This is a genomic window from Herbaspirillum huttiense (assembly GCF_004367745.1).
GTDB lineage: Bacteria > Pseudomonadota > Gammaproteobacteria > Burkholderiales > Burkholderiaceae_D > Herbaspirillum > Herbaspirillum huttiense.
In genome coordinates this window covers 4,110,097-4,134,737 of sequence record NZ_CP037993.1, presented here as the reverse complement: position 1 = coordinate 4,134,737, position 24,641 = coordinate 4,110,097, and the positions used below count along the sequence as shown (strand labels likewise).

The window sequence follows — 24,641 nt, the reverse complement described above, 5'->3', positions numbered from 1 at the left end:
GGCGTGGGGCTCAGGAAGCGTTCGAGGAAGACAGCATGCGCTCCACATAGCGCGCAATCAGGTCAATCTCCAGATTGACCTTGCTGCCCGCCTTCAAATGCTTGAGCGTGGTCACTTCCACCGTATGCGGAATCAGGTTGATCGAGAAGCGGCAGGCATCGGCCAGATCTTCCACGCGGTTGACCGTCAGCGACACGCCATTGACCACGATCGATCCTTTGTAAGCCAGGTACTTGCCCAGTGCCTTGGGCGCATCAACGATCAGCTCGCGCGATTCACCCACGGGCTCGAAGGAATGCACCTGTCCCAGGCCATCGACGTGGCCGGAGACCAGGTGGCCGCCCAGGCGCTCGGCCAGGGTCAGGGCCTTTTCCAGATTGACTTCGCCAGGGGCGTCCAGCCCGGCCGTCAGGCGCAGGCTTTCCCGCGAGACATCGACGGTGAAGCCGCTGGCGGTCTTCTCCACTACGGTCATGCAGGCACCATTGAGCGCAATCGAATCGCCCAGGCCGACATCGGCCATGGGCAGGCTGCCCGCATCGATGCTCAGGCGCACACCGGCGTCAGGGCCGGCTGCCAAAGGGGTGACGGAGGTGATGGTGCCGACGGCGGCAACGATTCCTGTAAACATGATTCAGTCCTGATACAAAAAATCTGAAAGAAAAAGCAAAAACGCTTACGCGAAACGGGCAAGGATACGCAAATCCGGCCCGACCTGCTTGACCTCGTGGAAGTGGATGCCGATCTTGCCCGAGAGGTCTTCCAGCGGCGGCAGCTCGAACATGTTGCGGCCATCGCCGATCAGGGCCGGGGCCAGGTAGACCAGCAGTTCATCCACGCAGCCTGCGCGGATCAGCGCGCCATTGAGCTTGGCGCCGGCTTCCACGTGCAATTCATTGATCTGGCGCTGGCCCAGTTCACGCACCAGGCCTGGCAGGTCCACCTTGCCTTCGGCGTTGTCCAGCAGGATGACTTCGGCCCCCTCGGCTTCCAGCGCGGCGCGCTTTTCGCGGTCATCGGTGGCGGTGAAGACCCAGGTATTGCCGCCCTGGATCGCGCGCGCTTCGGGCGAGACGATCAGCTTGCTGTCGACCACGATGCGGCGCGGCTGGCGCGGGGTGTCGATGGCGCGCACGGTGAGTTGCGCATCGTCCTTCTGGATGGTGCCGATGCCGGCCATGATGGCGCAGGCGCGGGCGCGCCAGATGTGGCCGTCGTCGCGCGCGGCCTGGCTGGTGATCCACTGGCTCACGCCATTGTGCAGGGCGGTTTTGCCATCCAGGCTGGCGGCGCTCTTCATGCGCACCCACGGACGGCCGGTGCGCATGCGATGCAGGAAGCCGATGTTGATCTCGCGCGCCTCTTCCTCCAGCAGTCCGCAGGCGACCTCGATGCCGGCCGCCTGCAGGCGGGCCAGGCCCTGTCCCGCGACCAGCGGGTTGGGGTCGGCAATGGCGGCAACCACGCGTGCCACGCCGGCGCGCACCAGCGCATCGGCACAGGGCGGGGTGCGGCCGAAATGGCTGCACGGTTCCAGCGTGACGTAGACGGTGGCACCGCGCACCTCGTGTCCGCGTGCGGCGGCATCGGCCATGGCCTGGATTTCGGCGTGGTTGCCGCCGGGCGGCTGGGTGAAGCCGGCACCGATGATGCGCCTGTCCTTGACGATGACGCAGCCCACGCGCGGATTGGGGGTGGTGTCGAGCATGCCGAAGCCGGCTTGCAGCAAGGCCAGGGCCATGGCTTGCTGGTCATTCTCGATGTCGAACAGGTAGAGCGGATCTGCAGTGGAAGTCATGGTGTGCTAACACGAAATAGGCGGCAAGGCCTGCCAGGGGCGAGGCCGGATGCCCGTCAATATACACGGCTTTGCCGGATCGCCCGCAAGGCCGGCGGCACCGGCGATCTACTCGGGCGCGGCCAGGCTGCACTGGTTATCGAGGACGGGATTGCAGATCCGTACCCGCCCCAGGAAGTTGATCACCACCGCACGCGAGTTCACGCCGCTGCTGAAGTACCAGCTGCCGCGCGTGACCGGCTGGCCGTCCGGCTGGTAAGCCACCAGTTCGCCGCCGGTGGTGTAGGCCACGGCGATGCCGACCTCCAGAGCGCGATGATGGGCGACCACTTGTTGTCCGACCCGGATCTCCCAGCCGCTCTGCCAGTCGCGGCCATCGCGCGGACGCATCTCGGCGCGGCGGCCGGCGCGCAGGGCTTCGGAGCGGGTCAGTTGCACGCCGTGGAAGAAATCGCTGCCGGCCGCCGCCAGCTGGTGTTCGGTGGAGAGCTGTTGCAGCGCCGGGATGCCGGCGGCCAGCACCAGGGCCGCGATCAGCAGCACCACCATGAGTTCAATGAGCGAGAATCCGGTTGCGCGCATGAGGTCACCAGCACTCCTTGCCGTCGGCGCGGCGATTGCCCCGGTTGTCGGCTTGCAGCACGCCGCATTGGGCATCTTCATAGGCGGTGTTGACGCCGCTGCCGCCCGGCGTGGCGATGACCAGCACGCAGCTGGCCAGATCCTCATCCTCGCAGGCCCTTGCGGACAGGGCATAGGCGCTGGTTTGCGGCGTGGCCCCGGAATACCACTTGAAACCCTGGGCCGCGCTGCCCGGCTGGAAGGGCCGGTAGCGATGCTGGTAGGCGTAGTGCCGTTCCTGTTGCAGCAGCACGTGGAGGATGGCCGCGCGTCCTTCGGCGCGGCTGGCTTTCTTGACGATGTGAAGGTAACCGTTCCAGCCGAGCCCGGCCAGCAGGATCACGATGGCCAGGCTGACCAGGATTTCCAGCAGTGTGAAGCCATTTGCCGGAGCGGGAGAGGAGCGCAAGGGAGGATGCATGGTCATTCCGTCAAAGGAAGATAGAGAGGACGCCAGGCCTGCAGCGGGCAACTGGCGGGCACGCTGCCGGGCCGGGCGGGCAACTGCACCAGCGCCTGCAGCGCCACGATGGCACCCTGCCGGCCGTAGCCGACGGCGCTGAGGCGATAGAGGGTGGGAGCCTCTTCGTCGCCGGGGAGCTTGCTGGGACTCTTGTCGGACTTCGGCGCCAGACGTTCGATCAGGTAACGCGGCGTCGCCACGCCGGGCAGGGCGCGATAGCGCCGTCCGGTGAACTGGCCGTAGGTGGCCGAGAGGGCGTCGGGCCCATGCAGTTGTGCAGGCTCCCAGCCGGCGCGGTCGTGATGGCCCACGCACAGGCCGGCACCGGCGGCATCGCTGCGGCAGGCGCGCCTGGCAGTGAATTGCCCGGGATCGATCTGGCGGTGGTAGCGCAGGTCGTCGCAGGCATCTTCCAGCGCCGCCTGGGCGGCCAGCCTGGCCTGGGCACGTTCGCGATGGTTGCGCGCGCCGCGTTCCTCCAGCAGGAGCAGTGAGGTGGTGGACGCACCCAGCAACAGGATCACGCTCAGCAGCATGAGCGTGATCATCAGCGTGGCACCGCGCTGGCGCGGGTGACATGGTGGCCTCTTCATTTCCCGGCCTCCGCCATGGACAGGTTGCGCAGCATGACGCTGCCTTGAAAGACCGCACGCCGCCGCTGCTCCTGCCCGGTCTCGGTGACGCGCCACGCCGGATCGCTGCGTCGGCCGGGAAGGAACAGGTCGTAGCTGCGGGTTTCACTGCCCGGCGCGGCCGGCCGTCGCTGCACGCCGCGTACCAGCAGCGCGATGCGCACCAGGATCACCCGGCCCCAGGCCTCGCCCGGCATGGCCGAGGCATCCAGCCAGCGGTCCGGACGGCCATCGCCATCGCCATCGCTGTCGATGGCATAGCGCAATTGCATGGCTTCCACGCCACGGGCGATGGCGTCCGAGGTCCAGTTGCCGTTTTTGCCCTGGTAGCGGCAGCGCAGCTCGGGCTCGTCGCCGGTGCCGGGTGCGATGTAGTAGATGACCCAGTGGCGCGCGGCTTCTTCCGGCTTGCCCACCGGAGCTTGCGCGCCGCTGCAGTGGCTGATTTCGGCATGGCTGCCGCGCGGGGCACCGAAGAAACCGAGCATGAGGAGATCGCTGTGGTTGACGCCGTCACCGGTGCTGCTGCCGAACAGTCCGGCGGCCGGATCGAGGGCGTCGGCCTGGCGGCTGTCATCCAGCCCGCGCAGGCCCGGCAGCAGGGCCGGCGAGCTGCCGTCTGGCAGGCTTTCCAGCGGCAGATGGCCGGCCTGGCGCAACACTTGTTGCAGGTGATCCAGGGCCACGCGGCCGGTTTCCTCGACGCGGCCGGCATCGTCCATCTCCTGGTACGCCTCACGCGCCTGCTGCAGCAGCGTACCAGCCACCAGCACCACCAGGAGGCCGATGGCCAGCGCAATCATCAGTTCGACCAGGGTCAGTCCGGTCTCATGCAGACGCATCGCGCGCGCCGGGAAGGGGGATCGCGCCGGCATCGTCAGCGGCCCAGGTTCAGGCTCACCAGCGGCGCGGCGGCAGCGGCCGTCCCTTTGGCCGAGCCGGGGCGGTGCCAGGCCATCTTCAGGACGGCAGGGCTGCTTTCGAGGCCGTCGCAGCGCCAGTCTTCGGGGGACGGGCGCGGGCCGTCACGGCAGACGATGACGCGCGCTTGCGGGAAATCGCGGACCAGCCGGCCGCTCCAGTCGGCCAGGCTGGCCCGGGCGAAATCGGCCGGGCTGCAGGCACTCTGTTCGCAATCGGCATGGGCCGTCAACGGCTTGCCCGCCGCGAGGGAAAACAACAGGGGATCGGCGACGCCAGCGCTGGCCGGCAAGGCTGCGCGCAGTTCGGCCAGTTCCTGCGCCATCAGGGTGGCACGGGCGTGCAGGCTGCTGTCCTGGCTGCTGCGCAGCGCGTGCAGTTGCAGCATCGCGATGGCCAGCGCACCGGTGCCGATGACCAGCATGGCCACCAGCACCTCCATCATCGAGAAACCTCGGGAGCGACCGCGCATGGGAAATCCTGGAAAGGAAAGCCCGCGAGTCTAGGGAAAAAGAAAATGCCGCTCCAGCAAAACCCCGAATCAGTGCGCTGCTATCGAAAACTTCAGAAGGAAGAGCCCGGTTGCTTGAGGAAGTCGACTTCTTCCGGCGTGCTCTCGCGCGCCAGGATGCGGTTGCGGTGGGGGAAGCGTCCGAAGCGCGCGATCACGGCATGGTGTCGTCGCGCATAGTCGGCATAGCCGTCAAAGGTCGCCTTGTCTTCGGCGCTGGCCGCCTTGGCCAGTGCGCCCATGAGTTGCACCACGTACTCCTGGTCGTCGAGGTCTTCGGCGTGTTCCAGCGGCAGGTAGAGGAACACCCGGGCCAGCGGCGGCAAGTCTGCATCCAGGCCCATGGCCAGCGCCAGATGGCTGCACTGGCGTGCCAGTTCATCGTGGGCGAAGGCCTGGGCGGTGTCGCGGTAGATGTTGCGCGGCATCTGGTCCAGCAACAGGATCAGGGCCAGCATGCTGCGCGGGGATTCGGTCCAGTCATCGAGCTGGTTGGCGGCCGCCTGCTGCACCAGAGGGGCGAAGCGGGTGCGGCATTCGGCGTCGATGTCGGGGTTCTTGCTCCACCAGAGTTTCTTCTGGCGCTCGGCCACCTGATGCGGAGGGAGCTGCTCCCAATCGGGGCCGAACCAGAAGTCCAGTATCGCGTCGACGCCGGCGTGCGGGCTCATTCGGCCAGCACCGTGATCTGCACGTCGCCCAGGGTGACTTTCTGGCCGACGGTGATCTTGCAGGTCTTGCGGGTTTCCAGCTTGCCGTCGACCTTGACCTGGCCGTCGGCCACCAGTTGCTTGCCGGCACCGCCGCTGTCGCACAGGCCGCAGAGTTTGAGCAGCTGGTTCAGTTCGACGTAGGGATGGCCCTGCAGCGGGAAGGTGATCTTTTGCATGTGCTTTCTTTCGGAAACCCCGGCCGCAACAGGCGGCACGGGGGACCGGTACGGTACGCCCGGCGCGGCCATTTGTCCAGCCGCCCCGACGTTCAGGTGGCGCTTTCCAGCGTTTGCTGCGCCTTGTCCAGCCAGGTGGAGAGGCTGTCGGTCAGGTCCTTCTGGCTGAAGGAACAGCTTTCTTCGGTGAAGAGGCTGCCCGCTTCCAGCCGGCCGAGCAGGTCTTCGGCGACCTGGCGATAGCGCGGCGGCAGGGCGGTCATGACCTCTTCCTGGGCCCGCCAGGTACTGCACAGGCTGGCGATATTGCCTTGGCCGGTGCGCAGGGCATCCAATGATGCACGCATGGCATGCAGTCGGGAAGCGGCAGGATGGCTCATCGAAGCTTCCCGTCTCAGGCGCGCGCAGCGATGACGAACAGCGCAATCACGCTCAGGTAGCCGATGATCCACACCGCCGAACGGGCCGAGGGCTTGTCCGTCAGGTACAGCACCGTGTAGAGGATGCGGGCGGCGATGAAGACCAGCGCGGCGCTATCGATCTGTCCCTGCGCTGCGCCCACTTGCTGCGCCACCAGCACGGCGGCAGCGAAGAAGGGGAAGGCTTCGAAGTGGTTGCGGTGCGCATAGTCGGCGCGGCGGCGCACGCCGGTCTGCTTGTCCAGCCAGGCGCGCGGTTCGGCATTGTCGAAGTCGCGCCGGCCATACTTGGCCACGGCGATGGTGAACACCGGCATCAGGCCGGCAATCAGGATGCACCAGTAGGATAGGGTCATGCAGGAGGTCTCCTCGTTGTGATGTCAGTTGTCAGTGAATCAAAGTTCCTTGGCAGCGAAGGTGTTGCAGGCGCTGACCTTGCCTTCGGAAATGCCGCGCTTGAACCAGGTCACGCGCTGCGCCGAGCTGCCATGGGTGAAGGAATCCGGTACGACCACGCCGCGCGCCTGGCGTTGCAGGGCATCGTCACCGATGGCCGAGGCGGCATTCAAGGCATCCTCGATATCGCCTTCTTCCAGGATGTGACGCGCCTGGTTGGCGTGATAGGCCCAGACCCCGGCGAAGCAGTCCGCCTGCAGTTCCAGCCGCACCGACATGGCATTGGCCTGCTTTTCGGTGGCATTGCGGCGGGCAGCATCGACCTTGTCGGAGATGCCCATCAGGTGTTGCACGTGGTGCCCCACTTCATGCGCGATCACGTAAGCTTGAGCGAAATTGCCGGACACCTTGAAGCGCTGCTTCATCAGTTCATAAAACGACAGGTCGATATACACCTTCTGGTCGCCGGGGCAGTAGAAGGGGCCGGTCGCGGTCTGGCCGGTGCCGCAGGCGGTCGGTGTGCTGCCGGAAAACAGCACCAGCTTGGGTCGCACATATTGCTTGCCGTTGTTGGCGAAGATCTGGTCCCAGGTATCTTCGGTATCGGCCAGGACGGTCGAGACGAAGCGCGCCATCTGGTCATTGGGCGAAGGCTTGTGGGCCGGTGCCTGCTGTTGCACCGGCGCAGGCGAGCCGCCGCCGGAGAGCAGGTTGAGCATCGTCAGCGGGTTGATGCCCAGGAAGTAGGAGGCCACCAGGGCCACCGCGACCGTGCCCAGCCCGATGGAGCGCCCGCCGAAGCCAAAGCCGCCGCCCCCGCCGCCATCCTCGCCACGGCGGTCTTCCACGTTGTCGCTTTCGCGATTGCCTTCCCATTTCATGATCTGTTCTCCGGTGCTGCAGTCTGCAATGGCGCGATTGTAATGGATGGCATGGGCCGCGGCATGTCGGGCGTTGTCTGACCGTGTGAGGTTGCTCTGTCCGATTCCGCCGGATGAGCTGGCGGTGTAGGTTCGGGAAGCAGGAGGGTGACAAAGCGGGGAGCGGCTTGGCGCTGTCGGCAATCGATGCCACACTGTTCCCGGCAGCCTGCATTCCTAACGCTCACAACGACAACAGTACAGGAGACGACATGATCATCTGGCTCATTCTTCTCATCGCCGGCGCGCTGGCCCTCATGATGATGCGCGCCAGCGCCTGGGTCTGGCTGGTCGCTGAAGCGGTCCTGATCTGGCTGGGCGCCCGCCTGGCCGAGATCGAGTTGCCGGTGCTGGTGCTGCTGGCCATCCTTTTCTTCACACCCACGCTGCTGGTGGCGATCAAATCCGTCCGACAGTCGCTGATGACGCGCCCGGCACTGGACCTGTTCCGCAAGATCGCCCCGCGCATGTCCGCCACCGAACGCGATGCCATCGAGGCCGGCACCGTCTGGTGGGATGCCGAACTGTTCTCCGGCAAGCCGGACTGGAAGCGCCTCTTCGAGCTGCCCGCGCCGCGCCTGACGCCGGAAGAGCAGAGCTTCCTCGACAACGAGGTCGAGCAATTGTGCGCCATGGTCAGCGACTGGGACACCAGCGTGAAGACCCAGGACCTGCCGCCCGACGCCTGGCAGTTCATCAAGGACAAGGGTTTCCTGGGCATGATCATTCCGCGTCAATACGGCGGCAAGCAGTTCTCGGCCTACATGCATTCGCAGGTAGTGATGAAACTGGGCTCGCGCAGTTCGGCTGCGGCCATCGCGGTGATGGTGCCCAATTCGCTGGGCCCGGCCGAGTTGCTGCTGCATTACGGCACCGACGCCCAGAAAAATCATTACCTGCCGCGCCTGGCGCAGGGGCTGGAGATTCCCTGCTTTGCGTTGACCAGTCCCTATGCGGGTTCGGATGCGGCTGCCATTCCCGATGTGGGCATCGTCTGCAAGGGCGAGCATGAGGGCCGTGAAACGCTGGGCTTCCGCGTCACCTGGAGCAAGCGCTACATCACCCTGGCACCGATTGCCACCGTGCTGGGCCTGGCCTTCCGCGTGCGCGATCCGGATGGCCTCCTGGGCAGCGACGCCGAACCCGGCATCACCTGCGCACTGATCCCGACCGACCATCCGGGCGTGATCACCGGACGCCGTCACTGGCCGCTCAATGCCGTCTTCCAGAACGGGCCGACCGAGGGGCGCGATGTCTTCATTCCGATGGAATGGGTGATCGGCGGTGCCGGGCAGGTCGGACGCGGCTGGCGCATGCTCATGGAATGTTTGGCGGCAGGGCGGGCGATTTCGCTGCCGTCCTCCAGCGTCGGTTTTTCCAAGCTGGCCGTGCGTGGCACCAGCGCCTACACCGCCATGCGACGCCAGTTCAAGATCGAGATCGGCAAGTTCGAAGGCGTGCAGGAGGCCCTGGCGCGCATGGGCGGGCATCTCTACATGATGGATGCCACGCGCCGCCTGTCGGCGCTGGCAGTGGATGCGGGCGAGAAGCCCTCGGTCATCTCGGCCATCTCCAAGTACCACGTCACCGAGCGCGGGCGCATGGTGGTCAATGACGGCATGGACGTGATCGGCGGCAAGGGTATCTGCATGGGGCCGGGCAACTTCCTGGCGCGCGCGTATCAGCAGGTGCCCATCGCCATTACCGTGGAAGGGGCCAATATCCTGACGCGCTGCCTCATCATCTTCGGCCAGGGCGCGATCCGCTGCCATCCCTACGTCCTGCAGGAGCTGGCCACCGCCGCCGATGAAGACCGCGAGCGCGCCGTGCAGGAATTCGACCGCCTGCTCTTCGGGCATCTCTCCTTCGTGGCCGCCAATGCCGCGCGCAGCTTCGTGGGCGGCATCAGCCGGGGCTGGCTGCTGCCCTCGTCCAGCCATGCCGCACGGGCCACGCGGGGCTATTTCCGTGCGGTGGTGCATCTGTCGTCGGCCTTTGCGCTGCTCACCGATGTGAGCATGGGCGTGCTGGGCGGAAAGCTCAAATTCCGTGAGCGGATTTCGGCGCGGCTGGGTGATGTGGTTTCGCAGCTTTATCTGGTGTCGGCGGTACTGAAGCGGTTCGAGGATGAGGGCCGGCAGGAAGAAGACCTGCCCTATGTGGACTGGTCGGTGCAGGATGCCTTGCATCGCGCCCAGGAAGCCATCATCGATGTCTTGCACAACTTCCCCAATCCGTTCATCGCGGTACTGCTGCGGGTGCTGATCTTCCCGCTGGGCCTGCCGTATCGCAAGCCTTCCGATGTGCTCGGCACGCGCGTGGCCCAGGCCATGCAGACGCCGGGGGAGAGCCGCAACCGCCTGGTGGCCGGTGCCTACCTGCCGCGCGAGGGCGATCCGCTGGCCTGCGGCGAAAAAGCCTTCGTGCTCGCACCGGTGGTGCAGCAACTGGAGCATCGCCTCAAGGCCGACATCAAGGAAGGCAAGCTGCCGCCGATGCCGCAGAGCCTGCTGGAAGTCCCGGCCTGGAGTGCGCTGGCGCTGGAACGCCAGCTGATCTCGCAGCAGGAGAAGGAAGCGGTCGATGCCTTTGCCCACTATGGCGACCAGAGCGTGCAGGTGGATGATTTCGGCGCAGATTTCGATCGTGCGGCGATCGTGGCGCAGCTGCGCTCATAAGGATATGAAGGTTTGCGTTATCCTGCCGGTTCCCGCGTATTCCTGAGGATGAACCATGACCCCGCAGCCCCGCATCTACATGGCCGGCCCCGACGTCTTCCAGCGCGACTATGCGCAGCACAAACTGCAGATCAAGCAGTGGTGCGCCGACCTCGGGCTGGTCGCCCTGTGCCCGGGTGATGACGAGGTCAGCGGCGACAGCAAGGCCGAGGTGGCGCGCCGCATCTACGAGATCAACGTGGCCCTGATCGACTCCGCCGATTATGTAGTGGCCAATGTGTGCGATTTCCGTGGCCATGAGCCGGACTCGGGCACGGTCTTCGAGATCGGCTATGCCGTCGGGCGCGGCAAGAAGGTGTGGTGCTACAACACGCCTGCGCAAGACTTGCTGCAACAGGTGCCACAGGCCGAACCTGGCGTCTGCCATGCCGGCATGTTCATCGAGGACTTCGGCCTGCCGCGCAACCTCATGCTGGCGCATGCCGCCGAGCTGGTACAAGGCGACGTGCATGACTGCCTGCAAAGGGTGGCGCGCTGGCATGGGGGCCAGCGCTGATCGTCACCGCTTTCCTGCTTCACTGCTGGGGCAGGCGCCCCAGCAGGTAGAACTCTTCATTGGGCCGCATGCTGGTCACGTTGGCCAGCCGGTTCGACATGCCGAAGAAGGCCGCGATGGCGGCCATGTCCCAGGCATCCTCCTCATTCCAGCCATGCGCCTTGAGCGTGGCGAAATCCTCTTCATTGACAGCCCAGGCGCTGGCCGAGACCTTCATGGCGAAGTCCAGCATGGCCTTCTGCCGCGCGCTGATATCGGCCTTGCGGTAATTGATGGCGACCTGGTCGGCCAGCAGCGGGTCCTTGGCGCGGATGCGCAGGATGGCACCATGCGCCACCACACAGTACTGGCACTGGTTGGCATTGCTGGTGGCCACCACGATCATCTCGCGCTCGGCCTTGGTGAGGCCGCCGGGTTTGTCCATCAGCGCATCGTGATAGGCGAAGAAGGCGCGGAATTCATCCGGACGATGCGCCAGCACCAGGAACACGTTGGGGATGAATCCGGACTTTTCCTGCACAGCCAGGATGCGGCTGCGGATGTCCTCCGGCAGGGTATGAAGATCGGGGATGGGAAAGCGGCCGATGGGCGCATTGGGAGCGGTGGCTGGGGTCATGCTTGTCTCCTTGTTCATTTGTTGTGGATGCTGCATCAAGAACTTAGCACTTCTGGCTCACAGGTAATGTCGCCGGACTGACGGTGAAGCTTTTTGCTTCAGATTTCCTTTTGGAAACCCTTCTGAAATATTATTAAGATATATCTTGAAATGCGGCGAATTAAGATATATCTTGGCTATATCGATCGACCCGCAGCGTGCGTCAGTCGCTGCCTCAGCCACCTGACAAGAAGGAAATACCATGTTCAAGCATTTATTCAATCAACCCGGCGAACCCGGCCATGGCCCCAAGCACCAGCGTCACGACCGCCCGCATCATGGCGGCGGCCTGTTTGAAGACGACGAGCCGCGCGGTCCGCGTGGCCATCATGGCCCCGGCGGCCGTGAAGGCGGCGGCGGACGCGGCGCGCGCATGTTCGAGCAGGGCGCGTTGCGCATCGTGATGCTGCATCTGCTGCAGGAAAAGCCGCGCCACGGCTACGACATGATCAAGGCCATCGAGCAACTGGTCGGCGGCGGCTACAGCCCCAGCCCCGGCGTGATCTACCCGACCCTGACGCTGCTGGAAGAAATGGGCCATGCCTCGGTGCAGGGCGAGGATGGCGGCAAGAAGCTTTACACCCTCAGCGCCGAGGGCAAGGCCTATCTGGAAGAAAAGGAAAACGCCGAGCTGCTGCAGCAGGTGCTGCGCAAGTTCGAATTGCGCCGCCAGGAGCGTCCCGACGCCGATTCGCCCGAACTGCGCCGCGCCGTGCAGAACTTCCGCATGGCCCTGCATACGCGCCTGGCCAAGGGCAAGCTGGCCAAGGAAGAACTGCACGCCATCATCGACATCATCGATCGCGCCGCCGTGGCGGTGGAACGCGTCTGATCCGGCGATCCGGGATTTTGGAAAGGAACTTCACATGAAAGAACATCGCTACCGCATCACCCTGGAGCATCTGGCCACCGCCTCGGAGGGACAGCCTTTGCATGCGCCCCTGAGTTTCGAGGCCGGCAACCATGACGATATCTTCAGTATCGTCGCCCGCCTGCGTGGCAACGGGCAGTTCGACAGCGACACCAGCGCGCAGCTGGCGCTGGGTTTGAAACTGTTCTCGGAGGTGATGCTCAAGAATCGCAAGCATCCGCTGTTCGAGGACATCCAGCCGGCCTTGCGCGACTTCATCATGAAGCTGAAGTCGCAGGGCAAGGCCGCTGCCGCAGCGCAGGGCGAAGCCGCCGCCGAATAAGATGCGCGCCGGACCTTACTGATTGGCTGGCGCAATCATCTCTGCATAGTCATACAACGCACCGAGGATGTCCTGGGTGCGTTCGTCATCCGCCTCCTCCTGCAACTGGTCGATCTGCTCGAACAGTTGCGCGACGGTACGCGCACCGCCAGCGCCTTCAAACAGGCGAGCGGCGCGGTGTTCTTCCCAGTGCTGTGCTTCCTCGGGGCTCAAGGTCTCGGGGAAGTTGCGTGCGCGATAGCGGAACAGGATTTCATTCAAGCGCATATCGTCAAAGGCCACGCTGGCCCCGGCCAGCCCCTGCGGCGGCAAGGCACGCAGCTGCGTCAGCTGGCGGCGGTCGCCGTTGCCGATGAAGCCGCCGTACAGATCTTCATCCACGTCCGGCGGCGCCTCCTGCTCGCGCTGGTAAACCTCGCGCCACAGCGGGCTCAGGTCCGGCAGGGCGGCGGCTTTTTCCGCGTGGCGCAGGGCCAGGTCGACATCGATGTTCAGCTGCGCGGCGCGCTCGGCAGACAGCGTTTTGAGGCTGCCGACCACCATCGGCGACTTGTTCAGGTGAATGCTCTTGACCGGCAGGCGGACCATGCCTTCCGGCATCTCGTCGCGCTTGGTGAACATGCGTTCACGCACGGTGGCCGCATCCATGCCCGCCAGTTCGCTCGGGTCATAGCCGAGATCCCAGGCGATCACTTCATTCTTGTTGGTCGGATGCATGCCCAGCGGCCACATCAGCGCCAGGCAGCCATTGGCTACCGGGAACATGCCGGAGACGTGCAGGAAGGGTTTGGCGGCCGGCAAGCCGATTTCCGCTGCGGCCTTGTCCTTCTTGTGCAAGGCCAGCGCGAAGTCGAACAGGCGCGGATTGTTCTGGCGGATCAGGCGTGCCAGGGCGATGGTGGCGCGCACATCCGACAGCGCATCGTGCGCCGCTTCATGCACCAGGCCATTGGCCTTGGACAGATGCTCCAGCTTGAAGCTGACGCTGCCGTCTTCCTTGGTCGGCCACTGTATGCCCTCCGGGCGCAGCGCATAGGTCAGGCGCACCACGTCGAGCAGGTCCCAGCGGCCGCAGCCGTTGGCCCATTCGCGGGCATAGGGATCGATCAGGTTGCGCCAGAACATGAAGCGCGTGACTTCATCATCGAAGCGGATGGTGTTGTAGCCCACGCCGATGGTGCCGGGCTCGCCCAGCGCCTGCTCGATGCGGGCCGCGAACTCATGTTCGGGGACGCCGTGCGCCAGGCAGTGCTGCGGGGTGATGCCGGTGATCAGGCAGGACACCGGGTCGGGCAGGTAGTCCGGCGCCGGCTTGCAGTACAGCATGATGGGCTCGCCGATCTCGTTGAGCTCGGCATCGGTGCGCACGGCGGCGAACTGCGAGGGACGGTCGCGGCGCGGCACGGCGCCAAAGGTTTCGTAGTCGTGCCAGAGGAAGGTGTGATTGGACATCGCGGACGGCTTCTAAGGGAATCGCGCGATTATAGAGCCTTGCGCTGCCCTTGCCGCCACGCAAAGGGGCAGCGGCGTGATGAAGCCGTTCTTTTTTGAAGGCCTGCGGCCCGGGAAGCGGCCGTGACCGGCCTGAACTCACTTCGCTGGCGCAGGCGCAGCGGCGGGGGCCAGCGGCGCCATGGGGGCCGCGTCGCGCTTGAGGACCTTGCGCATCGCATCCTGCAGCGTGCCGCTGCGCATGGGAGCGTTGCCGCCGGCGTACTGGATGTTGTCGATGACCCAGCCGCGCGCATCGCGGGCCAGCGTGACCTTGTCGGTCCATTTGGCGGGCGACTGCAGCTTGGCGTCACTGAAGATCAGTTCCACGGCGCAACTGGCTTCGCGTTCCTGGGCCTCGCACTGGACCACGCGGAAGGTGGAAGCGCCATTCGGGTTGCCGGTGAAGACATCGCCCTGCACCAGCGGCGGCAGGGGATCTGCATCAGGATCGGCTGCCGCTTCGGCGGCAGACTGCGTCGCACGGGCTTCGTCAGCCACCGAGACATCCTTCAACAGATCGAACAGCGGCACCGACAGGAAGCGGCGGAAGGTAATCAGTTCCTTCAGCGTCAGGGCGCCCGAGGGACGGTTCGAGGCATGGGTCTGGTAGAACTCCGTCACCAGTTCCTTGGCCTTGCCCTCTTCATTGGCCGAGCATGCTGCAAGCAACAGGCTGGCGGCGACGACGAGTGTCTTACCGATCCGCTTCAATCCGATTCTCCCTGGTCCAGCCGCGCGTGCGCACTGGCGTGTTGTTTCATGATGCCATTGTCATTTTGATATTTCCTGTCTGCCGGTGCGCAGCGGGACCCGAGGGGCGCAGCACGACCAGCCTGACAGAGCGGCATCTTACGCGCTGCGGCTCAGCAGGAAGACCGGGAACACACCGCCAAAAAGCCGCCAATTCCGCAGCGCACCGGCCCCGGCGAGCCGGGCCGGCTCATTCGGCCTGCTGGATGGCGTCGGTGAGGTTGTCGCTGAGGTATTCGCGCTGGGAGGACTGGTCGTTGCCGATGAACTCGATATCGTCGATGCGCCACTGGCGCTCTTCGCGCACCAGCAGGATCTTGTCGTTCCAGGATTCATCCGCGCCATCCTTCTGGTAGCGGAAGCTGACCTGGCAGGAAGCCCGGTCGGCCTCGCTGTCGCAGGATTGCACGGCAAAGGAGGTGGCCCCTTCATACAGCGAGGTGAACAGGTCGCCCTCGATGATGGGGGCGGCCTGCGCACCGGCCACGGTGTGGTAGCGCACGTCGGCGGCTTCAGCGCGGGTCAGCAGGGCGTACAGCGCACGGCTGACCAGTGGCTCGAACTGCTTGAGTTCGTCTGCCGACGGCAAGCCGGGAGCGTGGTTCTTGAGATGGATGCGGTAGAAGTTGCCGATCACCTCGGCCTGCTGCTGTTCGTCGCCACTGAAGTTGTTGCAGCCGGACAGGGCCAGCAGCAGGCCCAGCGCACAGGCGGTGGCGCGCAGAGGGCGAGCGGAGGGGGAGGCTAAACGGAGCAGTGTGGTCATTCTGGTGTTCCTGCGCGCGGTGCGGACCGGCGCTGTTGTCATGGCGGCACATCATCGTCGTGAGGCCGGCAGGGGCGGGCGGTTCGGCCAGCCCCCCGGGCCTGCCCTTTAGTCAGGGGAAGGCCGCAAACGTTCCGCTGCGCCAGGTCGGGTGGCGCGGCGGGTCTCCGTTGTTCGGCGGGCGCGGTCAGCGCACATCGGTCTTACGCGGATTCGGTCAGCAGCGCGAAGTGTTCCACCACCGGCGCACCGGCGAAGAAGGGACCGACGATGCCGCGCCATTCGGTGAAGGCGGGCGATTCACGGAAATCCACGGTATGGTTTTCCAAGGTGGCCCAGTACACCATGAGCAGGTAGCGCTCGGGCGATTCGATGCCTTTCTGGACCTTGTGGCCGAGATAGCCGCGTGCCTTGCTGATGGTCTGCGCCAGGCCGCGCTGGATGGCTTCGTCGAATTCTGCTTGCTTGCCGGGTTGGATGCGGATGTCCGCCAGTTCCAGGATCATGTAGGTCTCCAGTGCATAGTCGAGGGGTGCCCGGCACACACCGGGCGGCTCGATTATCACATGTTCGTCCGAAGCGGGCGTTCAACGGAATTGAACCCTGCCTGAAAAGCTTTCACTCGACCAGGATGCCGCGCTTCTCCAGTTTCTGCGCCATGTCTTCCAGCGTGATCTCGATGGCGCGCGTACTGATCATGATTTCCCACAGCGACACCAGCAGCGATGCCACCAGCAGCATCAGGCTGATGCCGAAGAACACTTCGGCCCAGCGATTGAAGTCGACGAAGATCAGGTACATCGAGACGGCGCACATGATGAAGCTGGAGACCCCCAGCGCCTGCATGTAGCGGGTCAGCACGATGCGTTTCCTGAGATTGAGGATCTGCCGGATTACCAGCCCGCGTTCATCGTTCTGGCCCTGGTTCTGCAGGTTGCGGATCAGCTGCGCCAGCACCAGGAAGCGGTTGGTATAGGCCAGCAGCAACAGCGAGGTCGCGGGAAACAGCAGGGCAGGGGTGGTGAGGTTGATCATCGACATGGCAAGCAGCAATCGGGGACGTGATTCTAACCTCTCCCGAGGCGCAAGAAACATGCCCGGGAACGGTCGCCGGCGTTTGCGCAAACGGGCGGTCTGTTTTGGGGCGCCAGCCTGGTGCAGTCGCGCTTTTTGCACCGCCGGGCAGCAGCGCGCCGGGCGGCCGAAATCTTTTACGGATTTTTTTTGCGGGGCAGCGCCGCAGCAATTGTTATTTGTGCGGTCGCTCAATACACTAGCCCCCGTTCCACATCCACGTACAAATCAAAACAAATCCACAACGAAAGGGATCTCCATGTCGGGTTCGTATTTCCCCCAATGGCGGCTGCGCCAAAGCACCAACGACGGCCAGGGGGCCGTGATCGCCGCCGATGAGCGGCTGCCTGCGCCGCAGACGCTGGCCATGGGCGTGCAGCACGTGGTGGCCATGTTCGGCTCGACCGTGCTGGCCCCGCTGCTCATGGGCTTCGATCCCAACCTGGCGATCCTGATGTCGGGCGTCGGTACCCTGCTGTTCTTCCTGCTGGTGGGCGGGCGCGTGCCGAGCTACCTGGGGTCGAGCTTTTCCTTCATCGGCCTGGTCATTGCCGTGACCGGTTATGCCGGCTCCGGCCCCAACGCCAACCTCGGCGTGGCACTGGGCGGCATCATCGCCTGTGGTGCCGTGTATGCGGTGATCGGCCTGATCGTCTCCGGCGTGGGCACGCGCTGGATCGAATCCCTGATGCCGCCGGTGGTGACCGGCGCGGTGGTGGCGGTGATCGGCCTGAACCTGGCACCGATCGCGGTCAAGGGGGTCTCCGGCAGCAGCTTCGACAGCTGGATGGCGCTGGCCACCATCTTGTGCGTGGGCTTCGTGGCGGTGTTCACGCGCGGCATGCTGCAGCGCCTGCTGATCCTCATCGGCCTGCTGCTGGCCTATGTGCTCTACGCGGTGCTGACCAATGGCATGGGCCTGGGCAAGCCGATCGACTTTTCCACCGTGGCCAATGCCGCCTGGTTCGGCCTGCCGCACTTCGCGGCTCCCGTGTTCCAGGGCAGCGCCATGGCACTGCTGGCTCCGGTCGCGATCATCCTGGTGGCCGAGAACCTGGGCCACATCAAGGCCGTCTCGGCCATGACCGGCCAGAACCTGGACCGCTACATCGGCCGCGCCTTCATCGGCGATGGCCTGGCCACCATGCTCTCGGGCAGCGTCGGCGGTACCGGCGTGACCACCTACGCCGAGAATATCGGCGTGATGGCCGTCACCAAGATCTACTCCACCCTGGTCTTCGTGGTGGCGGCAGTCATTGCCATCCTGCTGGGCTTTTCGCCCAAGTTCGGCGCGGTCATCCTGACCATTCCGGGCGCGGTGCTGGGCGGCGTGTCGATCGTGGTGTTCGGTCTCATCACCGTGTCGGGTGCCCGCATCTGGGTCGAGAACAAGGTCGATTTCTCCAACAATACCAACCTGATCGTGGCTGCCGTCACGCTGGTGCTGGGCGCAGGCGACTTCACCCTCAAGATGGGCGGCTTCGCCCTGGGGGGCATCGGGACCGCCACCTTCGGTGCCATCATCCTGCATGCCCTGCTGAAACGTCGCGGATGATTTCATCCTGACAAGACACCGATGCAACAGCGGCAAGGCCGGTCCTGGTGACCGGCCTTTTTTGTTCTACCATGATGTGAGGAGAGTGAAGATTTCCGTTGAGCAATCCTCAGTGGCTGTCTATACTCTTCGCGTTGCAGCGCAGCGTCGCCGCTACGGCCCCGGGGAAGGGCCGGCCGGAGGCGCATTCCGGCCGCTGCCTGTCGCGGGCCTGGCCCGCCTTTCAGGGGAATCACCGCATGAACTCCGCCCTCCGCCTGCCAGCCCTGCTGTGCATCGCCCTGCCTTTGCTGTCGGCCTGTGACGCCGTGGCCGGCAAGAAGGATTACGCCTATTTCCGCAAGAACATCGAGGAGGCCAAATCGGTCTCCGACCAGTGCCAGCTCAACGGCACTTCGGGCATGAACGAGGAACAGATCCGGGTCTGCGGAGCGGCCCGCGAAGCCTGGGGCAACCGCAACTTCAATTACTGAGCCGGCGCGGCGGCGGGCAGCGGCCGTCACGGCGCTGTCACAAATTTGTCAAAACCGGTGGTTAGAATGCGGGGTCGTCCATTGCCCCTGGCCCATTCCCGACCCGCCCGCCCATGCACAATCCGCCGGACACCCCGCAAGCCCTGCACCTGCTCTATGAGCCGGCCGGATTCATCTGCGCCTTCCGCTTCGAAGACGGCCATGCGCGCCAGATGAACTGGAATGAAGTTGTTGACTATCATCCGAGTGCGCCGGATTTCACCTGGCTGCACGTCAAGACGGCCGATGTGAAGATCCAGCAATGGCTGGCCCATCACAGCGACATTCCCGAGTACATCACTGAATTCTTGTTGAGCAGCGACACCCATCCGGGCCTGCATGCCACCCCCGAGGGGGTCTATGGCACGCTGACCGATATGAAGATGGAGATCGGCGACACCGGCACCGAGAAGGGCGCGCTGCACTTCTACCTGGATCGCACGCGCCTGTTGACGCTGCGTACCCAGCCGCTGATCTCGACCAACATGCTGCGCCAGAAGGTGCTCGACGGCGGCGACTTCGACAATCCCATGGATCTCTTCGCCGAGCTGCTGCGCTGCCTGGCTGATGGCTTCAATGCGCGTCTGGACAAGCTCAACGACAAGGTCGACGACATCGAATTCTCGGTGCTCTCGGACCGCCGTGCCGAAGACCGTGCCGAGCTCTCCGGCATCCGCCGCCAGCTGGCCGAACTGCGCCGCTTCATCGCGCCGGAACGCCGTATCCTGGCCCAGTTCCAGCGGCTGCGCCCGGCCTGGGTGCCACGCGAGGCGCTGGAAGACCTGACCCATGCGCTGGATGAACTCAACGAACTGCATTCCACCGTGGAAGCCGTCTATGAACGTGCCAAGCTGCTGCAGGAAGAGATCGCCTCGCAGATGTCGGAGCAGATGAACCGCAACCTGATGGCACTCTCTGTCCTGACCGCGCTGCTGATGCCGGCCACGTTGGTGTCAGGGATTTTCGGGATGAACGTGGCAGGTCTGCCGGGCCTGCATGACGAGACCTCGTTCTGGATCGTGATGGGATTGATGGGCGGCCTCGGTGTCGCCACCGTGGCCTTCCTGAAGTGGATGAAGATCTTCTGATGCCCTGATCTTCTGAACCGCAGCCGGGCGGCGGCGGTGGCGGCCCGGCGCGAGGCTGCTCAGTCGCGCGTGGCCATGGCCTCTTCGCTCTCGCGAATGAGCTTGTCGATGTCCAGGTTGTCCACCGGTTCCACCTTCAGCGACAGCGGACGCCACAGGGAATACAGCCACAGGCCGATGCAGCACATGGTGCCCAGGAAGAGGGTGATGAAGGCCGACAGGAACAGGCCGATGAAAGGCGAGGCGATCAGGCCGTCATAGCCGATCAGGTGCTTGCCATCCCAGGTGATGGTCTGTGCGCCGAACAGCGAGAGCACGCCCATCAGCGTCGAAAACGGTACCAGCGAAAACGTGGTCCCCACGGCCAGCAGCTTGTAGATGGATGACATCGACAGGCGCTGGATCTTGATCTGCTCGAACATGCGTTCCCCTTGCTCCGCTTGTGGCCTGTGCCATCAAGCTGCGCCATCCCGTTGGCACGGGCGGCTGGCGCACTGCCGCCCGCGTGGCCTTGCGGCCGTATTCCCCTGCCGGACCCCTTCCGGGTCGGGTCTTGTCCTGCCTGCGCTGAGGCTTACTTGCCCCAGCTGTCCTTGAGCGTCACGGCCCGGTTGAAGATCGGCTGGCCCTCGGTCGAATCGACGCGGTCGGCCACGAAGTAGCCGTGGCGTTCGAACTGGTAGATCTCGCCGGGCTTGGCGCTCTTCAGGGTCGGCTCCAGGTAGGCGGTGATGACTTCCTTGGAGTTCGGATTCAGGGCGGCCAGGAAGTCCTTGCCACCGGCGTCCGGATGCGGGTCCGAGAACAGGCGGTCGTACAGGCGCACTTCAGTGGCCAGCGCGTGTTCGGCGCTGACCCAGTGCAGGTTGCCCTTGACCTTGTAGTTGGAGCTGCCTTCGGTGCCGCTCTTGCTGTCTTCGAAGTAGTTGCAGTGCACGGCGATGACGTTGCCGTGTTCATCCTTGTCGCAGCCGGTGCATTCGACCACGTAGCCGTAGCGCAGGCGCACCTTGTTGCCGGGGAAGAGACGGAAGTAGCCCTTGGTCGGTTCTTCCATGAAGTCTTCGCGCTCGATCCACAGTTCCTTGGTAATCGGGAAGTGGCGGTGCGCGGTGTCATGTTCCGGATGCGCCGGCGGATAGACCGGGGCGCTGCAATCGATGGACACGCCTTCCGGGAAGTTGTCGATGATCAGCTTCAGGGGACGCAGCACGGCCACCGCACGCGGGGCCTTGGGGTCCAGGTCTTCACGCAGCGCGCCTTCGAGCACGCTGAAGTCGATCCAGCTGTTGTTCTTGGACGCGCCGGTGCGGTCGCACATCAGGCGGATCGCCTCGGGCGTGTAGCCACGGCGGCGCAGGCCGACGATGGTGGGCATGCGCGGGTCATCCCAGCCGGAGACGATTTTTTCATCCACCAGCTGGCGCAGCTTGCGCTTGCTGGTGATGATGTAGGTCAGATTGAGGCGGGCGAATTCATATTGATGCGGCAGCGGCTTCTTGAAGAAACCTTCTTCAGCCAGGTGCTCCAGCAGCCAATCGTAGAAGGGGCGCTGGTCTTCGAATTCCAGGGTGCAGATGGAGTGCGAAATGTTTTCCAGCGCATCTTCGATGGGATGCGCGAAGGTGTACATCGGATACACGCGCCACTTGTCGCCGGTGTTGTGGTGGGTGGCGTGGCGGATGCGGTAGATGGCCGGATCGCGCAGGTTCATGTTGGGGCTGGCCATGTCGATCCTGGCGCGCAGGATCATGGAGCCGTCCGGGTGCTTGCCGTCGCGCATTTCTTCGAACAGGCGCAGCGACTCCTCCACCGGGCGGTCGCGCCACGGCGAATCCTTGCCGGGTTCGGTCAGGGTGCCGCGGTTTTCACGCATCTGCTCGGCGTTCTGCTCGTCCACATAGGCCAGGCCCTTGCGGATCAGGGCCTGGGCACAGGCGTACATGACATCGAAATAGTTGCTGGCGTAGTACAGGTGCGACTTGCCTTCATGCTCCCACGAGAAGCCCAGCCACTTGACCGAGTCCAGGATGGTGTCGACGTATTCCTGTTCTTCCTTCTCGGGGTTGGTGTCGTCGAAACGCATGTGGCAGCGGCCGGCATAGTCAGCGGCCAAGCCGAAGTTCAGGCAGATCGACTTGGCGTGGCCGATGTGCAGGTAGCCGTTCGGCTCGGGCGGAAAACGGGTGACCACCTGCGGCAGGGCCTCGCCATCCTGGCTGTTGCGTTCGGCATAAGTACCCGAGACCAGGTCGGATTCGATGATGCCGCGCAGGAAATTGGTGGAGGGGGCAGGGGTGTGACCGTTTTTCAGTTCGTTGCTCATGGGATGAATCGGGAGGAATGCCTGTTTATTCAGATGGCAAGCATTTTACCGCAGCTGCCCGGTTCCACGGGCGTTGCGGCCGTTCCTGCGGGAATTTTTGCCCGCTGACAACGCGGCCGGAGCCGATATGAAGCTTTTTTACCGGTTCTTGTTACACAAGATACGCCCATGCATTACCTGTCAGGCATGCCGGCTGGCACTCTGCGAGCGTGGCCTGGCATCCCGCCGGGCGCAGTGAACAAAAACGCCAAACACAAGGAGTGCATCATGAGCCGTTGGATCAAGCTGATCGTCGCCGCTGCCACCCTGTCGGCCTGCGTGGTGGTGCCGGTGGGCCCGCCGCAGCCGCATTACTACCGTCCTTATTACGGACCCGGTTATTACTATGGCCGCTGAGGGCTGAGCAAGAATCCCCTACATCTGCCTGAACAGATGGGCAAACAGGCGGCTGACCGCCAGTTTCTCCGGGCGGTCGCGCAGGGTCACGAAGAGCTTGCCGCTCTCTTCCCGCAGCGCCGCCTGGATCTGCCGCACCTGGACCACGGTGCCGCGATGGATCTGCCAGAACTGGCGGCCATCGAGCTGGGGGATCAGTTCCCGCAGGCTGGTCCGGATCAGCGCGCTGCCCTCGGCGCTGACCACATTCACATATTTGTCGGTGGCTTCGAAATAGATCACCTCGTCCACCGGAATCAACTTCACCTTGTTGCCGACCGCCGCGCGGATGTAGTCCAGCCGGGGCGGCGTATCGTTCACGGCGGGCGCGGAGAGCGCCCGCAACTGTGCCAGTGCGCGTTCCAGGTGGCTGTCGTGGTCACTGGCGGCGCGCTGGGCCAGCAGCCCTTGCAGGCGCGCCACCGTCACGGCCAGCCGGTCCTGGCTGACCGGCTTGAGCAGGTAATCGATGGCCGCCCGCTCGAAGGCTTGCAGGGCGTAGTCGTCATAGGCCGTCACGAAGACGATGAGCGGGAAGGCCCGCCCGGCAGGCCACTCCTCGGCCAGGTCGCCGGCCACCTCCAGCCCGCTGCGGCCGGGCATCTTGATATCCAGGAACAGCACATCCGGCAGCAGGGCCAGCGCCTGTTCCAGCGCTTCATCGCCATTGGCGGCCAGGTGCGGGGCGGGCAGATCCGGCCAGCAGCGCGCCAGGGCCTGGCGCAGGGCATTGGCCAGCAGGGGTTCGTCTTCGGCAATCAGGGCAGTGGGCGCGGCCATGGTGGACTCCGGACAATGCGGCAGGGGACTCAATGATGATCCAGCAGGCGGGTGTTCTTGCTGCTGCGGTGCGCCGCCTTGAGGGCCTTGAGCGGGATGGTGATCTGCGCCATCGCCCCGGCCGGTACGTTGTGGGTGATGATGAGTTCGGCCAGCGGGCCGTAGAGCGTCACCAGGCGCTCGCGGATGTTGTCCAGCCCGAAGTGCATGCCGATCACCGGTTCCTTCTGGGCGGGCGGCTGGTTCAGGCTCACGCTGGTGGGCAGGCCGACGCCCGTATCGAGCACGCTCAATACCAGCATGTCATTGTGCACCGCGGCCCGCACGGTGCAGTTGCCGCCGGCCACCTTGGGCTCCAGGCCATGCTTGATGGCGTTTTCCACCAGCGGCTGCAGCAGCATCGGGGCCAGGCGCAGCTTGCCCAGGTGTTCCGGCAGTTGCAGGGTGTAGGAAAGGCGCAGCCCCATGCGCAGCGACATCAGTCCCAGGTAGGCCTTGATGAGGTCGAATTCCTTTTGCAGCGAGGTGCTGTCGACCCGTGAGGCCGACAGGGTCGTGCGCAGGTAGTGCACCAGCTGGTTCAGCATCAGCTCGGCCTGCAGCGGATCGGTGCTGATCAGCGACTGCAGCGTGGCCAGCGTGTTGAAGAGCATGTGCGGCTCGATCTGGGCTTGCAGCATCTGCAGTTGCGCCTGCACAGCCTGCTTTTCGACCTGGCTGGCGTGGGCTTGCAGGGCGGCCATCTTCTGGCGGTTCCAGAAGAAGACGGTAGCGCCGAAGCACACCAGGAAGGTCAGCACGATCACCGCAATGATGTTGTCGCTCTGCTCCGGGACCATGTTGAGGATGGGCTGGTCCATCAGCAGGCTGGCCAGGATGCGCCCCAGCAGCACTGCCAGCGGGGCCATCACGGCGATGATGGCGAGGAAGCCCAGCTTGTTGGGCTCGCCATCGCCCCAGATCGCCAGCCGCGTGCCGTTGATGAGCAGCATGGCCAGCAGGCCGATGCACATCGAGACCTGCAGGTTTTCGTAGAACGTGCCGCCGATGCGCATCAGGTAAGTCACGGCCAGCGCGCACAGCAGGTTGATGACCAGCGTGGGCAGCAAGGCCAGCGCCAGCTGGCGCAGCAGGACGAGCAGGCGGGGCGGAAGGGCGGTGTCGTGTTGGGTCATGCGTTTCCAGGGATGAAGCAAGCAAGCGGCCCGG

General features: G+C 64.6%; 30 protein-coding genes. 8 read left to right on the top strand and 22 right to left on the bottom strand.

The genetic code is table 11. The features are described from left to right. Window positions 1-10: 10 nt before the first annotated feature. The 12 genes from E2K99_RS18500 to ypfJ form a co-directional block, all read right to left on the bottom strand. Window positions 11-631 carry a riboflavin synthase gene (locus E2K99_RS18500; protein WP_134223147.1) on the bottom strand — a complete coding sequence of 207 codons (621 nt, stop codon included), beginning with the start codon at window positions 629-631 and terminating at the stop codon, window positions 11-13. Window positions 632-676: 45 nt separating this feature from the next. Then, window positions 677-1,798, bottom strand: a complete 1,122-nt coding sequence (ribD, locus tag E2K99_RS18495; protein ID WP_134223146.1) for a bifunctional diaminohydroxyphosphoribosylaminopyrimidine deaminase/5-amino-6-(5-phosphoribosylamino)uracil reductase RibD — start codon at window positions 1,796-1,798, stop codon at window positions 677-679. A gap of 108 nt (window positions 1,799-1,906) precedes the next feature. Beyond that, a complete protein-coding gene (locus tag E2K99_RS18490; RefSeq protein ID WP_034335795.1) occupies window positions 1,907-2,380 on the bottom strand; it encodes a GspH/FimT family pseudopilin in 474 nt (157 codons plus the stop codon). A 4-nt stretch (window positions 2,381-2,384) separates the two neighbouring features. Then, window positions 2,385-2,840: a type IV pilin protein gene (locus tag E2K99_RS18485; protein ID WP_134223145.1), complete on the bottom strand. Its 456-nt coding sequence runs from the start codon at window positions 2,838-2,840 to the stop codon at window positions 2,385-2,387. Between the two features lie 2 nt (window positions 2,841-2,842). Beyond that, window positions 2,843-3,475 carry a PilX N-terminal domain-containing pilus assembly protein gene (locus E2K99_RS18480; RefSeq protein WP_134223144.1) on the bottom strand — a complete coding sequence of 211 codons (633 nt, stop codon included), beginning with the start codon at window positions 3,473-3,475 and terminating at the stop codon, window positions 2,843-2,845. Beyond that, window positions 3,472-4,356, bottom strand: a complete 885-nt coding sequence (locus E2K99_RS18475) for a PilW family protein (RefSeq protein WP_205703698.1) — start codon at window positions 4,354-4,356, stop codon at window positions 3,472-3,474. The genes E2K99_RS18480 and E2K99_RS18475 overlap by 4 nt, the downstream gene beginning before the upstream one ends. 35 nt (window positions 4,357-4,391) lie before the next feature. Next, window positions 4,392-4,907 (bottom strand): type IV pilus modification protein PilV, encoded by a 516-nt coding sequence (gene pilV, locus E2K99_RS18470; protein WP_134223142.1) that lies wholly within the window; start codon window positions 4,905-4,907, stop codon window positions 4,392-4,394. 92 nt (window positions 4,908-4,999) lie between these two features. Then, on the bottom strand, window positions 5,000-5,617 hold the full coding sequence (locus tag E2K99_RS18465; RefSeq protein WP_134223141.1) for a DUF924 family protein: 618 nt from the start codon (window positions 5,615-5,617) through the stop codon (window positions 5,000-5,002). Then, complete coding sequence (locus tag E2K99_RS18460; protein ID WP_034335781.1) at window positions 5,614-5,835, bottom strand: RNA-binding S4 domain-containing protein; 222 nt, start codon at window positions 5,833-5,835, stop codon at window positions 5,614-5,616. The genes E2K99_RS18465 and E2K99_RS18460 overlap by 4 nt, the downstream gene beginning before the upstream one ends. Before the next feature lie 92 nt (window positions 5,836-5,927). Beyond that, window positions 5,928-6,215, bottom strand: a complete 288-nt coding sequence (locus E2K99_RS18455) for a hypothetical protein (protein WP_134223140.1) — start codon at window positions 6,213-6,215, stop codon at window positions 5,928-5,930. Window positions 6,216-6,229: 14 nt separating this feature from the next. Continuing rightward, complete coding sequence (locus E2K99_RS18450) at window positions 6,230-6,610, bottom strand: MAPEG family protein (RefSeq protein WP_039784256.1); 381 nt, start codon at window positions 6,608-6,610, stop codon at window positions 6,230-6,232. Between the two features lie 39 nt (window positions 6,611-6,649). Further along, window positions 6,650-7,531, bottom strand: a complete 882-nt coding sequence (gene ypfJ, locus E2K99_RS18445; protein ID WP_134223139.1) for a KPN_02809 family neutral zinc metallopeptidase — start codon at window positions 7,529-7,531, stop codon at window positions 6,650-6,652. A gap of 251 nt (window positions 7,532-7,782) precedes the next feature. Between ypfJ and E2K99_RS18440 the strand changes: the two genes are divergently transcribed. Beyond that, window positions 7,783-10,248 (top strand): acyl-CoA dehydrogenase, encoded by a 2,466-nt coding sequence (locus tag E2K99_RS18440; RefSeq protein ID WP_134223138.1) that lies wholly within the window; start codon window positions 7,783-7,785, stop codon window positions 10,246-10,248. A gap of 55 nt (window positions 10,249-10,303) precedes the next feature. Beyond that, window positions 10,304-10,804 (top strand): nucleoside 2-deoxyribosyltransferase, encoded by a 501-nt coding sequence (locus E2K99_RS18435; RefSeq protein WP_134223137.1) that lies wholly within the window; start codon window positions 10,304-10,306, stop codon window positions 10,802-10,804. Between the two features lie 19 nt (window positions 10,805-10,823). Here E2K99_RS18435 and E2K99_RS18430 read toward each other — a convergent pair whose 3' ends face one another. Then, complete coding sequence (locus tag E2K99_RS18430; protein ID WP_134223136.1) at window positions 10,824-11,420, bottom strand: peroxidase-related enzyme; 597 nt, start codon at window positions 11,418-11,420, stop codon at window positions 10,824-10,826. A gap of 241 nt (window positions 11,421-11,661) precedes the next feature. On the opposite strand from E2K99_RS18430, the gene E2K99_RS18425 reads away from it, so the two are divergent. Then, window positions 11,662-12,291, top strand: a complete 630-nt coding sequence (locus tag E2K99_RS18425; protein WP_034335764.1) for a PadR family transcriptional regulator — start codon at window positions 11,662-11,664, stop codon at window positions 12,289-12,291. 34 nt (window positions 12,292-12,325) lie between these two features. Then, window positions 12,326-12,652, top strand: coding sequence for a DUF3861 domain-containing protein (locus tag E2K99_RS18420; RefSeq protein ID WP_034335703.1), 327 nt, complete (start codon window positions 12,326-12,328; stop codon window positions 12,650-12,652). A 15-nt stretch (window positions 12,653-12,667) separates the two neighbouring features. On the opposite strand, the gene sbcB is transcribed toward E2K99_RS18420, so the two are convergent. From sbcB to E2K99_RS18395, 5 genes are all read right to left on the bottom strand, one after another. Beyond that, on the bottom strand, window positions 12,668-14,104 hold the full coding sequence (sbcB, locus tag E2K99_RS18415) for an exodeoxyribonuclease I (protein ID WP_134223135.1): 1,437 nt from the start codon (window positions 14,102-14,104) through the stop codon (window positions 12,668-12,670). A gap of 138 nt (window positions 14,105-14,242) precedes the next feature. After that, on the bottom strand, window positions 14,243-14,857 hold the full coding sequence (locus E2K99_RS18410; protein WP_134223134.1) for a YqhG/Tai3 family protein: 615 nt from the start codon (window positions 14,855-14,857) through the stop codon (window positions 14,243-14,245). A gap of 229 nt (window positions 14,858-15,086) precedes the next feature. Continuing rightward, window positions 15,087-15,662 carry a DUF3828 domain-containing protein gene (locus E2K99_RS18405; RefSeq protein WP_034335713.1) on the bottom strand — a complete coding sequence of 192 codons (576 nt, stop codon included), beginning with the start codon at window positions 15,660-15,662 and terminating at the stop codon, window positions 15,087-15,089. Window positions 15,663-15,865: 203 nt separating this feature from the next. Continuing rightward, the gene (locus tag E2K99_RS18400; RefSeq protein ID WP_034335716.1) at window positions 15,866-16,168 is read right to left on the bottom strand and encodes an antibiotic biosynthesis monooxygenase family protein; all 303 of its coding nucleotides are present in this window, start codon (window positions 16,166-16,168) and stop codon (window positions 15,866-15,868) included. 112 nt (window positions 16,169-16,280) lie between these two features. Further along, window positions 16,281-16,697, bottom strand: coding sequence for a DUF2721 domain-containing protein (locus tag E2K99_RS18395; RefSeq protein ID WP_121043954.1), 417 nt, complete (start codon window positions 16,695-16,697; stop codon window positions 16,281-16,283). A 298-nt stretch (window positions 16,698-16,995) separates the two neighbouring features. Here E2K99_RS18395 and E2K99_RS18390 point away from each other — a divergent pair, with 298 nt between their 5' ends. The 3 genes from E2K99_RS18390 (at window position 16,996) to E2K99_RS18380 (ending at window position 19,891) form a co-directional block, all read left to right on the top strand. Continuing rightward, window positions 16,996-18,291, top strand: a complete 1,296-nt coding sequence (locus tag E2K99_RS18390; RefSeq protein ID WP_088756304.1) for a solute carrier family 23 protein — start codon at window positions 16,996-16,998, stop codon at window positions 18,289-18,291. 239 nt (window positions 18,292-18,530) lie between these two features. Next, window positions 18,531-18,764, top strand: coding sequence for a hypothetical protein (locus E2K99_RS18385; RefSeq protein WP_034334477.1), 234 nt, complete (start codon window positions 18,531-18,533; stop codon window positions 18,762-18,764). Between the two features lie 113 nt (window positions 18,765-18,877). Next, window positions 18,878-19,891 (top strand): transporter, encoded by a 1,014-nt coding sequence (locus E2K99_RS18380; RefSeq protein ID WP_121043372.1) that lies wholly within the window; start codon window positions 18,878-18,880, stop codon window positions 19,889-19,891. Between the two features lie 59 nt (window positions 19,892-19,950). Here E2K99_RS18380 and E2K99_RS18375 read toward each other — a convergent pair whose 3' ends face one another. Both E2K99_RS18375 and E2K99_RS18370 read right to left on the bottom strand, forming a co-directional pair. After that, window positions 19,951-20,313: a hypothetical protein gene (locus E2K99_RS18375; protein ID WP_034334469.1), complete on the bottom strand. Its 363-nt coding sequence runs from the start codon at window positions 20,311-20,313 to the stop codon at window positions 19,951-19,953. Between the two features lie 152 nt (window positions 20,314-20,465). Further along, window positions 20,466-22,217: a glutamine--tRNA ligase/YqeY domain fusion protein gene (locus E2K99_RS18370; RefSeq protein ID WP_134223133.1), complete on the bottom strand. Its 1,752-nt coding sequence runs from the start codon at window positions 22,215-22,217 to the stop codon at window positions 20,466-20,468. A 267-nt stretch (window positions 22,218-22,484) separates the two neighbouring features. Between E2K99_RS18370 and E2K99_RS26130 the strand changes: the two genes are divergently transcribed. Continuing rightward, window positions 22,485-22,613, top strand: coding sequence for a hypothetical protein (locus E2K99_RS26130; RefSeq protein ID WP_276321804.1), 129 nt, complete (start codon window positions 22,485-22,487; stop codon window positions 22,611-22,613). Window positions 22,614-22,631: 18 nt separating this feature from the next. On the opposite strand, the gene E2K99_RS18365 is transcribed toward E2K99_RS26130, so the two are convergent. Together E2K99_RS18365 and E2K99_RS18360 are read right to left on the bottom strand one after the other, a co-directional pair. Next, window positions 22,632-23,432, bottom strand: a complete 801-nt coding sequence (locus tag E2K99_RS18365) for a LytR/AlgR family response regulator transcription factor (RefSeq protein WP_134223132.1) — start codon at window positions 23,430-23,432, stop codon at window positions 22,632-22,634. Window positions 23,433-23,461: 29 nt separating this feature from the next. After that, entirely contained in the window at window positions 23,462-24,607 is a 1,146-nt protein-coding gene (locus tag E2K99_RS18360; RefSeq protein ID WP_134223131.1) for a sensor histidine kinase, read from the bottom strand. Window positions 24,608-24,641 lie beyond the last annotated feature (34 nt).